Origin of the sequence: Clostridioides sp. GD02404, from assembly GCF_045898275.1 — a bacterium.
In the GTDB taxonomy this organism is placed as follows: domain Bacteria; phylum Bacillota; class Clostridia; order Peptostreptococcales; family Peptostreptococcaceae; genus Clostridioides; species Clostridioides difficile_A.
Genome location: NZ_JBJOCA010000006.1, coordinates 108,426 through 125,058 on the forward strand (window position 1 = coordinate 108,426; position 16,633 = coordinate 125,058).

12 protein-coding genes are annotated in these 16,633 nt (G+C 30.0%); 9 read left to right on the forward strand and 3 right to left on the reverse strand.

The features are described from left to right. Positions 1-116: 116 nt before the first annotated feature. The 8 genes from Q3287_RS05725 (at position 117) to Q3287_RS05760 (ending at position 9,306) form a co-directional block, all read left to right on the forward strand. Positions 117-2,090, forward strand: a complete 1,974-nt coding sequence (locus tag Q3287_RS05725) for a BglG family transcription antiterminator (protein WP_407963650.1) — start codon at positions 117-119, stop codon at positions 2,088-2,090. Between the two features lie 48 nt (positions 2,091-2,138). After that, positions 2,139-2,498: a transcriptional regulator GutM gene (locus tag Q3287_RS05730; RefSeq protein ID WP_054277165.1), complete on the forward strand. Its 360-nt coding sequence runs from the start codon at positions 2,139-2,141 to the stop codon at positions 2,496-2,498. Positions 2,499-2,532: 34 nt separating this feature from the next. Next, positions 2,533-2,889: a PTS glucitol/sorbitol transporter subunit IIA gene (locus Q3287_RS05735; RefSeq protein ID WP_054271021.1), complete on the forward strand. Its 357-nt coding sequence runs from the start codon at positions 2,533-2,535 to the stop codon at positions 2,887-2,889. Positions 2,890-2,926: 37 nt separating this feature from the next. Beyond that, entirely contained in the window at positions 2,927-4,219 is a 1,293-nt protein-coding gene (locus Q3287_RS05740) for an NAD(P)H-dependent oxidoreductase (protein ID WP_054271020.1), read from the forward strand. A gap of 450 nt (positions 4,220-4,669) precedes the next feature. After that, the gene (locus tag Q3287_RS05745) at positions 4,670-5,308 is read left to right on the forward strand and encodes a helix-turn-helix transcriptional regulator (RefSeq protein WP_054271019.1); all 639 of its coding nucleotides are present in this window, start codon (positions 4,670-4,672) and stop codon (positions 5,306-5,308) included. A 6-nt stretch (positions 5,309-5,314) separates the two neighbouring features. Beyond that, positions 5,315-6,157, forward strand: coding sequence for a pyruvate, water dikinase regulatory protein (locus tag Q3287_RS05750; RefSeq protein WP_044213707.1), 843 nt, complete (start codon positions 5,315-5,317; stop codon positions 6,155-6,157). A 60-nt stretch (positions 6,158-6,217) separates the two neighbouring features. Next, positions 6,218-8,845 carry a pyruvate, phosphate dikinase gene (ppdK, locus tag Q3287_RS05755; protein ID WP_407963651.1) on the forward strand — a complete coding sequence of 876 codons (2,628 nt, stop codon included), beginning with the start codon at positions 6,218-6,220 and terminating at the stop codon, positions 8,843-8,845. Between the two features lie 215 nt (positions 8,846-9,060). Continuing rightward, complete coding sequence (locus tag Q3287_RS05760; protein WP_054271017.1) at positions 9,061-9,306, forward strand: hypothetical protein; 246 nt, start codon at positions 9,061-9,063, stop codon at positions 9,304-9,306. Positions 9,307-9,372: 66 nt separating this feature from the next. Here the strand turns inward: Q3287_RS05760 and Q3287_RS05765 are convergent, their stop codons facing one another. Then, entirely contained in the window at positions 9,373-10,638 is a 1,266-nt protein-coding gene (locus Q3287_RS05765; RefSeq protein WP_407963652.1) for an ROK family protein, read from the reverse strand. A gap of 167 nt (positions 10,639-10,805) precedes the next feature. On the opposite strand from Q3287_RS05765, the gene Q3287_RS05770 reads away from it, so the two are divergent. Continuing rightward, a complete protein-coding gene (locus Q3287_RS05770) occupies positions 10,806-11,837 on the forward strand; it encodes a proline racemase family protein (RefSeq protein WP_054277163.1) in 1,032 nt (343 codons plus the stop codon). A 315-nt stretch (positions 11,838-12,152) separates the two neighbouring features. On the opposite strand, the gene Q3287_RS05775 is transcribed toward Q3287_RS05770, so the two are convergent. Together Q3287_RS05775 and Q3287_RS05780 are read right to left on the reverse strand one after the other, a co-directional pair. Further along, on the reverse strand, positions 12,153-13,475 hold the full coding sequence (locus tag Q3287_RS05775; RefSeq protein WP_407963653.1) for a TolC family protein: 1,323 nt from the start codon (positions 13,473-13,475) through the stop codon (positions 12,153-12,155). Between the two features lie 21 nt (positions 13,476-13,496). Further along, the gene (locus tag Q3287_RS05780; protein WP_407963654.1) at positions 13,497-16,631 is read right to left on the reverse strand and encodes an efflux RND transporter permease subunit; all 3,135 of its coding nucleotides are present in this window, start codon (positions 16,629-16,631) and stop codon (positions 13,497-13,499) included. Between the last annotated feature and the right edge of the window lie 2 nt (positions 16,632-16,633).

Genomic DNA, 16,633 nt, shown 5'->3' on the forward strand with positions numbered 1-16,633 from the left:
ATCAACTGTAATTATCGATTTAGATTAATACTAAATTTTCCTCTATTAAAGTGAAATTTTATGTATTAATTTGGTTTCAAGTTTGTACTAGAATGAAATCAAGGAGGAGATACAAAATGAATGTAACTGAGAAAATTCCTTCTATTGACCGCAAGATATTTAAAATATTGATTATATGTAGTAAAAAAGAGTTTGTAAGTATCAATTCAATAGCAAATGAACTAAATGTTACAACTAGAAGTGTAAGAACATATATAAAACAATTGAATAAAGACTTAGGGAGTGATATAGCAGTAATTAAATATGTAAAAGGTCAAGGATATAAACTGGAAATAAAAGATGAAAAAGTACTTAATAAGATTATTGATATGAATAGAAAAAATATATTCTCATTAAACTCAAAGGAAGATAGAGTAGAGTTTATACTAAATTATTTGATAGAACTAGATGGATTTATTACACTTGATAGTTTGGCAGATGAGATGTGTGTAGGAAGAACTACTCTAGTAAATGATTTCCAGTATGTAGAAAAAGTTCTAGCTTCATATAATTTAAACTTAATAAAAAAACAGAATACAGGGATGAAATTACATGGAAATGAACTTGATATTAGATTACTTATATTAAATCAGTTGTATAAGAACTCAAGAAAGGATTTAAATAATTCAAAATATTTTAAAGATATTAAAAAAGAAGAACTCACAAGTTTGGAAGAGGAATTATTGACTTTGTTCAAAAATAATAATTTTTATGTTACAGATGAAATGCTAAGAGAAGTTCTTAACTATATTGTAGTTTTAATTTATAGAGTAAAAGAAAAAAATAGAGTAAAAGAGTATAATGCAAAGTTTGATTTACTCAAATCATATGATGAATACCTTATTGCTAGGGAAATAAAACAAATATTATCAAAAAGATTTGAATGTGTTTTAAATGATGAGGAAATTATTTATTTGACTATACCATTAGTAAGTGGAAATGCACCAGCATCAGAATGTGCTTTAAATAGTAGTAGAATTAATAAAAATATTGATGAGTTGATGGAAAATATATTTAACCAAATATATATTGATATGGGTATTTTGATAAATGAGGATGAATTAAGGATAGGACTAGGATATCATCTTAGTTTTACTCTAAATAGACTATTATTTAATATAAAATTAAAGAATATATTGCTAGAAGAGATTAAACAGAACTATATACTTCCTTTTAAATTAGCTCAAATAGCAGGAAAAGTAATAGAGCAGAAATATAATTTAGAAGTTTCAGAAGATGAGATTGGATATATAGCAATTCATTTTAGTGGATATTTAGAAAGAAATAGCAGTAGATTTTATTCAATAAAGAAAATAGCAATTATATGTGGTACTGGTCTAGGGACAGCAAAGCTATTAAAAATAAGAGTTGAAAAATTAATAGGTAATAATCCACAAATTGATACTCTTTCAAGTTTTAATTTGAGAAATATTAACTTAGATGAATACGATATAGTTTTTACAACTATTGATTTAGACACATCAAATATAGGAACAATAGTGTTGAAAATAAATACAATATTTGATGAAAATAAACTAAGAGAACAATTAAAAACAGTATTGTGTTTAAGAGAAGGAAATATTGATACCACTAATTCTACAAATTTATTAATAAATAATTTGTTGGATGAAGATAAATTTATGATATTGAATGAAAAGACGATACTTGGGTCTTTGGAAAAAATGATGGACAATCTTATGGATTTAGGATGTATTGATGATAAGTTTAGAGAAAACATAATTAATAGAGAAGAAAAATCTCCTACAGTTTTTGATAAAGGTCTATTATTTCCCCATTCTGTAAATGAAAAGTCAGATAAATTTCTAATGGCAATTGGGATTTTAGAAGAACCAATACAATATGCAAATAGAAGTATAAAAATAATACTTATGACCATGTTTCCATGTGAGAATCAAATGGATTCAGACTTGTTGGTAAAAATTTATGAAGAAGTTTTAAAGATAGGACAAGATGTAAAGTTAACAAATAAGATAAGTAAATGTAGAAGTTTTTTAGAATTTAAAAAAGTGTTACTCAAAAATCTTATGTAGAATCGTACAGAATTAAAAAATAATGTGATTTGTGGAAGGTGTATAAATATGAAACTACTTGTAATTTTATTTGTTGTTTATGTTCTAAATACTATATTTATAATGAAACAGAATAAATTATATTTTAAAACTTTAAATAGAGCTAAAACAAAAGGGGAGATAGTATCTACAGGAAAAAAGAAAAGTTATTTTTCTAAAGGAAGTATAGCTATTATATCTTCAGATTCAGATGGTTTTATAAGGTTTGGGGAAATTTTGAAAGGACGCACAGTAATGGCTAAGTTTAAAGAGATTGAAGAAATAGAAGGATTAGACATATATAGTGCAGAGCAAAGATTTAAAGATGAAGAAAGTATTGTACAAGCTATAAAATTTATAAAAGAAAAAATAAATGTTTCTTTTAATTAACTTAATATAAATATAAATTATCAGGAGGAATGTCATGAAATATGAAGTTAAGATAAGTGGGATAGGCAGTTTAGTTAAAGAGTTAATGGATGAAAGCAATTGTCTTATCATATATGATGAAACCATCAATGATGAAGACTTAAAGGATATATCTGTAATTCATTCAATATCAACATTAAAAAGTGATGTTGAAATAGGAGACACACTTACAATAGGAAATAGAGATTATTGTATAGTTTCAGTTGGAGACATTGCTCAAAAGACTCTTAGAGAAATTGGTCATTGTACAATCAAATTTGATGGGGAATGTGAAGTAAATTTACCAGGAGAAATACATGTAGAAATAGGAAATCCAAATGTAACTATTGGAGATTTAATAACTATTTCTTAATTTGAAAAATAAAATTATTATAACAGGAGGAATGGATATGTTAGATTTAAACAGAAAACTTGCAAAGTTGGAAGAAGAAGGTAAGAAAATAAAAGTAGCTCTTATAGGTGCTGGTCATATGGGAAATGGAATGGTAAGCCAAATGGCGAATATGAAAGGTATTGAGGCTTCTATTGTTGTAGATATAAATTTAGAATTAGCTCATAAGGCATTTACTGATGCAGGAATAGATGAAGCAGTTATAGATAATGTAACAAATGAAAATGATGCAGAACTAAAATTACAAGAAGGAAAAGTATTGACTTGTAATGATTTTCTTGTAGCTTGTAAGACTAAGTCAATAGATGTAGTTATAGATGCAACTGGTGGTATTGCAATTGGAGCAGAAATAGCACTAAATGCTATCTTAAATAAAAAACACATAGTAATGTTAAATGCTGAGACTGATTGTGTTGTTGGACCAATACTTAAAAAATTAGCAGATGATGCTGGAGTAATCTTTACAGGTTCTGCAGGGGATGAGCCAGGAGCTGTAATGGAATTATTCGATTTTGCAGATGCAATGGGATTTGAAGTTAGAGTCATAGGAAAAGGTAAAAATAATAAATTAGATTTAGATTGTAACCCTGATACTGTTAGAGAAGAAGCAGAAAGAAAAGGAGCTTCACCTCATATGATAGCTTCTTTTAAAGAAGGAACTAAAACAATGGTAGAAATGGCTTTAATGTGTAATGCAACTGGATTTGTACCTGATGTAAGAGGTGGTCATGGTATTGAAGCTACAGTGAATGAAGTACCTAAAAAGTATGCATTAAAAAGTGAAGGTGGAGTATTAGATAATTATGGTGTAGTTGATTTTGTAAATGGTATAGCACCTGGAGTATTCGTAGTAGTTGCTCATAAATTAAAAGCTGTTAATGATGAATTAAAATATTTAAGTATGGGTGATGGACCTAATTACATATTATATAGACCATATCATTTGTGTAGCTTAGAGACTCCTTTATCAGCAGCTATGGCAGTTTTAGAACATAAGGCTACAATAGTACCTAAAAATGGACTAGTTGCAGAAGTTATGACTATAGCTAAGAAAGACTTGAAAAAAGGTGAGTATATGGATGGATATGGTGCATATACATGCTATGGTACTATAGAAAAGTACGATGTTGCAAAAGCTATGAATGCTGTTCCTATTGGTCTAGTTAGCAAAAAGACTAAAGTAGTTAAAGATATTAAAAAAGGTGAAGTTATAACTTATGATATGGTTGAGATAGAAAAAGATACTACTTTATATCATTTAAGACAATTACAAGAAAAAATATTTGGGTAAGATTTGGTTATAATATAATATAGATACTATTCAAAAGGGGTGATGGTTATTTTTAAATCAGCCCTTTTAAATTTATGTATATTTTTGGTAGAATATTTTGTATGTAAATATATTATAGGTCATTTATAATTGAAAATCTCAATAGTATATTTAATTCAAATTAATTTTGCAACTTTATATTCATATTTTAAATAATATAATTAAAAATTTTAATATAAAATGAATTAAAATGACCAATTATGTATTATAATATTAACTGTAATACTAATATAGTTCTATTAATTAAAGAAATATCCCCCATTAATATATAATAAATATCTTTAAGCAAGAGGACTTAGTAAAAAAATATATCGTATTCAATAAAAAATCTGTTTACAGAATGGTATATATAGTTATATAATATACTATATAAGATGCGAAAAGATAAAAAGTATAGCACAATGAAAGAAGGTGATTATTATTCAGCTTAATGAAAGACAACTAAAAATTATAGATATAGTTAAGGAAAATGAACCAATAACGAGTGAAAGTATTGCCTCCAGCTTGAATGTGACTCGTGCTACACTTAGATCTGATTTAGCTATATTGACAATGACAGGAATACTAGACGCAAGACCAAAAGTTGGATATTTTTATTCAGGAGTTAGTGAAATTAATTTAATTGGTAAAAGTATAAAAGAAAAATCAGTAGAAGATATAATGAGCATGCCTGTACTAGCTAAGAAGGACGAAAGTATATATGATGTAATAGTCACTATGTTTTTATCTGATGTAGGGAGTATAGTTATTATAGATGAAAATGAAGAGTTATGTGGAGTTGTCTCCAGAAAAGACTTGCTAAAAGCAACAATAGGAGGTTCTGATATAAATAAGATGCCAATAGGCATGATAATGACAAGAACTCCAAATGTAGTTACTTTAACTAAAGGAGCAAGTGTTTTATTAGCTTCAAGAAAAATAATAGAACATGAAGTAGATTCGATTCCAATTGTTGAATATAAGGGAGAAGACAAAAATCATATGAGAGTTGTTGGGAGAATATCAAAAACCAACATAACTAAGCTATTCTTAGAAATAGTTGACAATTAAGGAGGTATGCTGGTGAAAAACCTAATTATATATGCAGTATCAGATTCAGTAGGGGAGACTGCACAACAAGTTGCAAAAGCATGTATGTCTCAGTTTTATGTAAATGAAACTTATGAAATAAAAAGATTCCCATACATGATTAATAAAGGAGTACTACTTGAAACATTGGAGAATGCAAAAGCTGAAAACGCTTTGATTGTATATACATTAGTTGATGAAGAGTTATGCAGTATTGTTGAAAGATATTGTGAGAGAGAAGGTCTTAGTTGTATAGACCTTATGACAGATATCTTAAGAGAAATAAGCAAGAGAACAGGAAGAAAACCTAAAAGAGAAGCTGGTATAATTAGAAAATTAGATGAATCTTATTTTAAGAGAGTTGAAGCTATAGAGTTTGCAGTAAAATATGATGATGGAAAAGACCCTAGAGGTGTTCTTCAAGCAGACATAATTTTAGTGGGAATCTCAAGAACATCTAAAACTCCTTTGAGTATGTATTTGGCTAATAAAAATATAAAAGTAGCTAATGTTCCATTAGTTCCAGAAATACCAATTCCTAAAGAGGTATTTGAGATAAATACTAAGAAGATAATAGGTCTTACTAATTCACCTGAAAAGCTTAATGAAATAAGAACTCAAAGATTAAAAGCTTTAGGTCTATCTAGTAAAGCCAACTATGCTAATCTAGAAAGAATACTTCAGGAATTAGATTATTCAGAAGAAATAATGAAAAAAATAGGATGCCCAGTAATAAATGTTTCAAATAAGGCAATAGAAGAAACAGCAGGTATAATCTTAGATATAATGAAAGAAAATGGTCTAAAGATATACAAAGAAATAGAAATTTAATAATGTCTATTAATAAAAATGATATAAATTAAAATAAAAAGATTAATGGGGGATTTAACAATGGAAACTAAGTATGTTTATAGTTTTGGTGAAGGAAGCAAAGACATGAAATCTTTACTAGGAGGTAAAGGTGCCAATTTAGCAGAAATGACTAAGATAGGCTTACCTGTCCCTCCTGGATTCACTATAACAACAGAAGCATGTAATGACTATTATGTTAACAATGAAAGTATAAGAGCAGAGATAATAAAAGAAATAGAAAATCATTTAGCTACTTTAGAAAAAGACTTAAATAAAACATTAGGATGCAATAAGAATCCATTATTAGTATCAGTTCGTTCTGGTGCAGTATTTTCTATGCCAGGAATGATGGATACAATTCTTAATCTAGGTCTTAATGATAATAGTGTTGTTGGTCTAGCAGAAGCTACACAAAATGAAAGATTTGCATATGATAGTTACAGAAGATTCATACAAATGTTTTCTGATGTTGCTATGGAAGTTCCAAAATATAAATTTGAGAATGTATTAGATAGAGTAAAAGAAGCAAAAGGATATACAGTTGACACAGAGCTTACAACTGATGATTTAAAAGAAATAGTAAAAGAGTTTAAAGCAATATACAAAAAAGAAATTAAAAGTGATTTCCCACAAGACCCAAAAGAGCAATTAATGCTTGCTATAGAGGCTGTATTTAGATCATGGAATAACCCTCGTGCAATCGTATACCGTAAATTGAATGATATAGCTCATAACTTAGGAACAGCAGTAAACATCCAATCAATGGTATTTGGTAACATGGGAGAAACTAGTGGTACAGGTGTTGCATTTACTAGAAATCCAGCTACAGGAGAAAATAAATTATTTGGTGAATTCCTAATGAATGCACAAGGTGAAGACGTTGTTGCAGGTATAAGAACTCCTCAAAATATATCAACTCTTGCTGATGTAATGCCAGCTGTATTTGATGAATTCGTAAAAATTACTCATATACTTGAAGGTCACTATAAAGATATGCAAGATATAGAGTTTACTATAGAAAATGAAAGATTATATATATTACAAACTAGAAATGGTAAGAGAACAGCAGCAGCAGCAATAGCTGTAGCAGTTGATTTAGTTGAAGATGGAATAATAGACGAAAAAGAAGCTATAATGAGGATTGAGCCTAATCAATTAGACCAATTATTACATCCAAAATTTGAAGATAAGGCATTAAAAGAAGCTAAAGTTATAGCAAAAGGTTTACCAGCATCACCAGGTGCAGCAAGTGGTAAAGTTTATTTCAATGCTGATGATGTAGTAAAAGCAAGTGAAAAAGGAGAAAAAGTAGTTTTAGTTAGACTAGAGACATCTCCAGAAGATATAGAAGGTATGGTTAAGGCTGAAGGAATCCTTACAGCTAGAGGAGGAATGACATCACATGCAGCAGTTGTTGCTAGAGGTATGGGTAAATGTTGTGTTGCTGGATGTGGAGAAATAAAAGTTGATGAATTTAACAAAGAAATAAGAGCACTTGATGATGTAGTTATAAAAGAAGGAGAATATATTTCTATAGATGGTTCTACAGGAAATGTTTACTTAGGAGATGTTAAGAAAACAGAAGTAGCTTTAACTGGTAACTTTGAGAAATTAATGAAGTGGGTAGACAAACACAAGTGTATGATGGTTAGAACTAATGCAGATAATCCTAGAGATGCTCGTGCAGCTATAGAGTTTGGTGCTGAAGGTATAGGTCTATGTAGAACTGAGCATATGTTCTTTGATGAAGATAGATTACCAGCAGTTAGAGAAATGATATTATCTAATACAGTAGAGCAAAGAGAAAAAGCACTTGAAAAAATATTACCAATGCAAAGAGAAGATTTTGTAGAGTTATTTAAAGTTATGGATGGAAAACCAGTTAATATAAGATTACTAGACCCACCACTACATGAATTCTTACCTCATGATGATGAGACTATAGAAGAGCTTGCAAAATCTATGGGTATAAAAGTAAGTGATATTAAGAAGAGAATAGTTGATTTAGATGAATTTAACCCAATGCTTGGACACAGAGGTTGTAGACTTGCAATAACTTATCCTGAAATATGTGTAATGCAATCTAAAGCTATAATACAAGGAGCTATAGCGGCAATAAGAGCAGGTGTTAAAGTTTCTCCAGAGATAATGGTTCCATTAGTTGGAGAAGTAAATGAGTTAAAGATAATAAGAAAAATGATAGTAGATACTGTTGATGCTATAATAAAAGAAGAAGGTGTAGAAGTTCCTTATACTGTAGGTACTATGATAGAAATACCTAGAGCTTGTTTAACTGCTGATGAAATAGCACAAGAGGCAGACTTCTTCAGCTTTGGTACTAATGACTTAACTCAAATGGCATTTGGATATTCAAGAGATGATGCTGGTAAATTCTTAGGTCAATATGTAGATGAAGAAATATTAGAAAAAGACCCATTCCAAGTACTAGACCAAAATGGTGTTGGTAAATTAGTTAAGATGGGAGCTAAGTTAGGTAGAGAAGTTAAACCAGAATTAAAACTAGGAATATGTGGAGAGCATGGTGGAGAACCATCTTCAGTAGAGTTCTGTTATAATGTAGGACTTAACTATGTATCTTGTTCACCATTTAGAGTGCCAATTGCTAGACTTGCAGCAGCTCAGGCATCTATAAAAAATCCTAGATAGTAATATACTGTAAAATTATATAATTAAAGTAATATCCCCTATATATTTAATGTATCAAATAAATTATTTGTAAGTTAAGTATAGGGGATTTTTATTTTATTATAAAAAGATAACTTATATAACTTAAGGTGAAACGTATTTAATTGTATTGCATATATTATTGTAGAGAGAAATTTTAACTAATAATTAAATTGAGTTTACTGGAGGGGATAAAGTTGACAAAGTGTCCTAAATGTGGAAAGGAAGTATCATCACGTCCAGGTAGTATATGCCCACGATGTGGATTTAAAGTAGCAGAGGAAAGTTTAAAAATGAGATGCCCAGAGCCTAGTTGTAGGGCTTTGGTATCTAGGAGACTAGATTATTGTCCTAAATGTGGATGCAAACTGAAAGGATATAATATTTCTGAATTTGTTAACATGGTAAGATGTAAAATAGATGAGACATTTGATAAAAGATAATTAAATTCAGAGTTAAACTTTTGAGCCATCCATTTTGGATGGCTCTATAAAATCATAAGCTTTTGATTACTCTTCATTTTCCTTAATATTACCTTTATAAAATATGGGATTTTCAAAGAATTTTTGTGTTAATACCTGATATCCACCAGCTTTTTGGAGTTCTCTTAATGGTCGTATATCATAATATATTACAGATGCAGTTTCTTCTGGGAAGAATCGAGCTTTTTTTCGATCTTCTTTCAATTTAATCTTAAAATAGTCTCCTGCATAAGCATATTGTCCAAGGAGGACTACAATTTCTGGGTCAAAATTGATTGCTACATTTTTCAACATTAATGAGAACATTTCTGCCAGATAACCAACCTCTATCATTGACAGTTCATCTCCATTGTCTGCCTCTTCAAACACATGTCGAATTAAATCTTTAGATTCTATCCATTGATTTATAGAAGACTTTAAAAGTTTCATTGAATTTTTCTTTAACCTATGGCGAATTCTTTCAGCACTAACCATACGTTCAAAGCATCCCTTACTTCCACAGGAACAAATCTCTTCATCACTGTAATCAACAGTCATATGTCCGATTTCTCCAATAAGAGCATTTCTACCAGTAAGTACAACATTATCAATGTAGCATGAAGAAATTCCTGCCTCTGCATACATGACAACTGTCCTTTTATTACGAAATTCTTCCTCAAGAAGAAGCGCATTTCCAGCCATTCTAACTAGGTTTTCTACTATAATCTCCTGTTTTGGATACAATTTCTCAAGCCATTCTTTTATATTGATATTTCTTCCCCAATGTGGAGCCATCATAAAAAATCTGACAATACCATATTTTTGGTCTACGAATCCAGCGATTGCAAAGCTTATGCCATATAATTCATCATGAGAGACTTCTGCATTTACTAGAATATCTTCAATATGAATTGCTAATTCTTTCTGAAATGTGTCTAATGTATTGTTGTAAGTAGCAGGAATTTCTATTTCTAAGACACATTCATTTTTCATAGTCAAAATTGCAAAATGAATATAGCTCTCTTCAAGAGAGATACACAATATCCTTTTATTACAAGAAAACGAATATAATTCTGGGCGTTTTCCACCAATATTTGTAGAACTGCCTTTACCTGCTGAGACCAAAAGCCCTATTTCTTCAAAACTCTGAATAGCTTTTTTCACTGTAGGACGACTGATTTTGGTCGCTTCACTAATATCATTGACTGATACTTCCGTTGTATTTCTGATGATATCAAGTATTCGTTTCCGATTTAAATATTTTAAGTCTGATGGCATTGAAGCATTTTTCAACTGTTTCTCTCTATTTCCCATAGATTACATTTCCTTTCTTGTTATATTCCATTAGTCGTTACTTTTGTTTAAATATACGATATCATATTTTCTTAATCTTTTCCAGTTCTCTGAGTTGACAATTTAAAAATAAAGTTATAAAATAAAGTTACATAACTATATTACATAATATTAAGGGGGTTTCCAAAATGGAACTAAAACCAAATGTAAATCTTAGTATTTACGAAAAATGTTTTACTGCTGTTGATACACATACAGTTGGAGAATTTACACGTGTTGTATTATCTGGATTTCCAAAATTGCCAGGAAATACAATGATTGAAAAGAAAAAATATTTGGAAGAGAATTGTGACCAGTATCGTAAGGCATTAATGTTTGAACCTCGTGGACATCATGATATGTTTGGCTCTATTGTTACTGAACCAATCCATTCAGAAGCAGATTATGGAGTTATATATATGGATACTGGTGGATATTTGAATATGTGTGGGCATGGAACTATTGGAACAGTTACTGCGATTATAGAAGCTAGACTTGTAGAAGCAAAAGAGCCATATACAGAAGTTGTTTTAGATGCACCTGCTGGTCTAATACGTACAAAAGCAGAAGTAAAAGATGGTAAAGTTGTAAATGTAACACTAACAAATGTACCTGCATTTTTGTATAAGGAAAACTTAACAACTAATATTGATGGAAAAGAGATTACATATGATATTTCATTTGGAGGAAGTTTCTTCGCATTGTGTGATGTTACACAATTTGGTATGGATGTAACACCTGAAAATATTCCATTTCTAACTGATTTTGGTATGAAATTAATTGAACATGCTAACCAAGAAAACGAAATACAACATCCTGAATGTGATATTACTTCTGTTGACCTTGCTGAATTGTATTGTCCTACTTCAACACCTGGATGTGACATGAGAAATGTTGTAATATTTGGTGATTATATGGCAGACCGTTCTCCATGTGGAACTGGTACTAGCGCTAAACTCGCAACTCTTTATAAAAGAGGTAAAATTGGTATTGGAGAGCCTTTTATATATGAAAGCTTTATTGGTACTACATTTACAGGTGTAATTAAGGAAGAAGCAAAGGCTGGAGATTATTCTGCAGTAATACCTAAAATTACAGGAAGTGCTTATATAACAGGAGTATCTACTTATATTATTGACAATGATGACCCTTTAAAATATGGATTCCAGGTTTCAAAATAGTTTTATTTTTCTAACTGTCAATTATTTTATTATAATAAAGACTTACATAGATATAAGCTCTAGGTAAAATGACTATGTCATATGGAACTTAGAAAAGTTATAATGATTTAAAATGAAAATTATTTGATATGAAATTGAAATATTGAATATAGAGAATTAAGTAGATTTATATAAAATAAATTTATAAATTGTATACTAAGAAGACTGTAGATATATTTGTTTCTATATAAATATATCTACAGTCTTTTATTTAATAATAAATCAATTTTCTATATATTTTTATTAAACAACTTTGTGAAAGTTATTTAATACTTTCTATTTACCAGTATTATTTCCAGTACTAAGTATCCAAGGCTTTTCTATACCATTTTTTAGTGAGTTATAGTTTACAATAAGCGTGTCATAGCTATTTTTAGCATCTTCATTACTTACTACTTGTTTTTTATAATCAGTTAGAGTAATTAATCCTAAATCATATCTTAATTTAGTATTTTTCACTTGTTTTTCTGATAATTCAAGTTGCTTTTTAGTAATTTCAATTGTATCTTCTAAAGCAAGTAATTGAGCATAACTGTCAATTAAGCCTTTTTTTAGAGCTTTTTTACTGTCTTCTAATGTCACTAGACCATTTTCAGTATTGTATTTTTGTTGAAGATAATTTGCATATGTAGTAAGCCCAGCAGCATAAGTCTGTCTTTCAAGATTGTATGCCTCAACTTCTTTTTCATATTGCTCATAATCTTTTTTATACTTATCCATAAGAACCTTATATTCATCATCAGGTAAACCATTTTGTTCTGGTTTTGTAGGTGCAACTGGTCTTGTAAGATTAGGTCTATCTGGTAAATCTGCTTTATTCTCATCCTTATCATTAAAACTTTCTTCAGTACGTTCTAAAATCAATTGGTCGTACTTTAAGTATTCATTAACCTTACCTTCCATATATGAATCGACTGAGCCACCAACTCTAAAAGATTCAAATCTATATTCCTTATCCAATTGATAATTATTTAAATCTATATTAGTTAACAATTTGAAATAGTCTTGATTATTTTTTAATTCTTGAAGCTTAGATTTTTGAGTATTTTGTAGTGTCTGAAGTTCAAGTTCAGCTGACTCAGTTTCCAATGATGTTACTAAACCTAATTCTTTTTTTAATTTCATATCTTTAATTTCTTTAGTTTTGATTTCAAGATTGTTTTTTATTTTATCCAACTCATTTTCTCTTGAGACTAAATCATTGTATTTATTAGTAATATCATTGGCTATTTGGTCTTCCATAAATCCCTTAGCTTGCTCACTTTGATTTTTAAGAAGTCCAATTTGGTCGTATGGAAATGCATTATCACTTCCAGTAAAACTATCAAACTCATCTTGTACTTCTAACTTTTCTTTTAACATTTTTATTTCTTCTGATTTCATCTTTAATTTATCACTATTTTTAAGTGCTGCACTGACAGCTTCTCTAGCAGTCAAAATTTCCTTTTCAGATGTTCTTTTAGTTGAGTCATTCATGATAGAGTTATCAACCTTATTTATAGAAGAAGTATTATCATTTGCATAAACTGGCATTAGATTAGCTGTTATTATACCAATACCACATCCGATTGCAACTATTTTACTAACTTTCTTATTCAATACAATCACCCTCCATTCTATTTAAACTTTAGCTTTCAATTTTGGTTTCTTTATTATTTTTCTTTTTATATCACCTATTTTATCTGTTATTTTACCAAATATTTTAGGCATTTTGTCTGAAAACTTATCTTCCCATCTATCAAACATCAAGTATATGGTAGGTATAAGTACCAAAGTTATAAGTGTAGATACAGTCAGACCTCCCATTATAACTATTGCTAGTGGTTGCATTGTTTCTCCGCCTTCACCAAGAGATAGTGCTGTTGGTAACATACCTAAAATTGTTGTTGCTGTTGTCATTAGAACTGGTCTTAATCTTGCTGCACAACCAATAGAAACCAATCCAATTAAATCATTGCTACGATTTGTTTTTCTAAGTTGTTCTATGTAGTCAATAAGAACTATACCGTTGTTAACAACTATACCTATAAGTAAGATTATACCTAACATACCTACAGTACTCAAACTTTGCCCACTGACTAGGAGAGAAAGTACAACTCCAACAAATGCAAATGGAACACAGAACATGATTATAAATGGTTTACTAAATGATTCAAACTGAGCTACCATTACCATATAAACTAATGCTATGGCTATAACCATTGAGAATCCAAGACTTGCCATAGATTCGTTCATCATCTCTGTTTCTCCACCAACACCAATAGAGTAATCTTTAGGAATTACCATCTTGTTAGTTTTTTCTAGTGCTAGTTTAGTAGCAGTACCAGCATCTACATTATCAAGTGTAGCAGTTATATTTACAGAGAAATCTCCATCAGTCCTAGATATAGATTGTAGACCATCTGCCATTTTTATATCTGAAAAAGCACCAAGAGGAACTTCTTTTCCAGTTGCAGAGTTTACTTTTAATTGTTTTATATCTTCCAGATTGTCAATACTGTCTGCTTTAAATTTTAAATTTACATCCACTTTATAGTCATCAATAGTAGCAGTAGTGACTGAATCACCATTTATTGCTGTACGTAGTAATCCTGCAATTTCGGCAGTATTTACACCATACTCTTGAGCTTTATGTTTGTCTATAGTAAATTGAGCTTCTTGTGTTGTATCTGTAAGAGAAGTCTTAACATTTCTAAATCCTTTTATGGAGCTGAATTGTTTTTCGGCTTCTTTTCCTAATATTTTTAATACATCTAAATCAGGGCCTTTCATTTCTAATGTAAAGTCTGCCCCTGTACTTCCACCCATGACACTACTATTTTGACTTACATTTATTTTACAGTCTGGGACAGTGGCAACTCTATCAATTATTTCTTTTTCTATCTCATCAGTAGTTCTCTTTCTATTTTTTTGAGATTCTAATTCAATTGCTATATTTGCTGTATTATTATTTGAATCTGATGTTAAAGTTGTTATTAAAGTTTTAACTTCTGGGATATCTGAAACTTTTTTCTCAGTCATAGATACATAGTAGTCATTAGATTCTAGACTAAGACCCTTTGGAAGTTCTATAGAAATCGCCAATGCCCCTTTGTCTGCAGCAGGCATAAAGTCCATACCTATAAAGCTCATTCCAAATAGAGAAGCTATAAAAATAAGTAAACTTGCTATTACTACTAAGCGTTGGTGTCTTAAGCATACACTTAGTAATTTTTTATACCCTTCACTTACTTTATCAAATATAGGGCTATCTTTTTCTTTCATTTTTTCGCTATTCTTACCTCTACTTAATTTTGCGAATACACTAGGAACAAGAGTAATTGCGCCTATGAAAGAGAAGGCTAGAGAAGCTATAAGTGTTTTACCTAATGCTCCAAAGGTTATTTTAGCTATACCTTCTGTAAACATAATAGGTAAAAATATTGCTATAGTAGTCAATGTTGATGCAAGTATGGCATTGGTTACAGTTCTTGTACCCTCAATAGCACAATCATCAATACTCATGCGACCACTTTTCCTATATTTAAATATATTTTCAATTACAACTGTAGCATTGTCGACAACCATACCAACTGAAATTACCAAGGAACTTGCAGTGATAAGGTTTAAACTTTCTCCTGTAAAGTATAGAACTGCTATAGCACCTATTATAGAAATTGGGATTGCTATGGCAACAACTAGTGAAGCTCTTACACTTTTTAAGAAAGCAAAGATTACCACAAAGGCAATAACAGCACTTATAAGCAAGTTGCTCATTACACTATTTATTGATTCACTTATGTACTCACTTGTATCGTTAGCAATTTTAATTTTAAATTGAGGATTTTCTTTATTTAATTCATCTACATATTTATATGCATTTTGCATAACTTTTACAGTATTGGCATCCTGTTGTTTAGAAATATCTATTACCAAACTGTCTTTTCCATTATATCTATAAATACTGTCTTTGTCTGCATATCCATAATCTACACTACAAAGGTTATCTAATCTAACTGTATTTCCACCTTTTACAGGAATTTGAAGCTGTTTTATATCATCTAAAGATTCAAGTTTATCAATTGCTCTTAAAACTATTTTATCTTCACCTTGAGTAATTGACCCATAAGGATATGTTTTATTACTAGATGATAAGATACCCTTTATAGTTGATAAACTAACTCCATAATTTGAAAGAACAGCTGGGTCAGCTATTACATTGACTTGTGCTTTTTCTCCACCTTTAAGGTCTGCTGAAGTTACACCATCTATAGATTCTATTTTAGGTTGAATCACATCCTCAGCATATTTTCTTAATGCCTGTGAACTATTTTCATTTCCTCCAGATATAACAAGCTGACCTATGGCTTGTGCATTCATATCTAATTTTAGAACTGTTGGTTTAGCTGCATCCTCTGGAAGACTAGTCTGTAATGCATCAACTTTAGACCTAACATCGTTCATTATTTCATCTAAATTGGTTCCAAACTCGAATTGAGCAACTACCATAGAAACACTTTCTTGTGAACTTGATATGGTAGTATTTACGTTTGAAACAGCTGATAAACTTTCATCAACTTTTTGACTAACTTGTTCATCAACGTCTTGAGGACCAGCACCTGTCCAAGTAGTCATAACCATTACAACAGGTATTTCTATATCAGGCATTAGATTTATTGACATTTTCTTATATCCAATACCACCAAAAACTATTAATACTAAGAAGACCATTATGATTGTGAGAGGACGCTTAACAGAAGTTTGTATAAAATTCATAA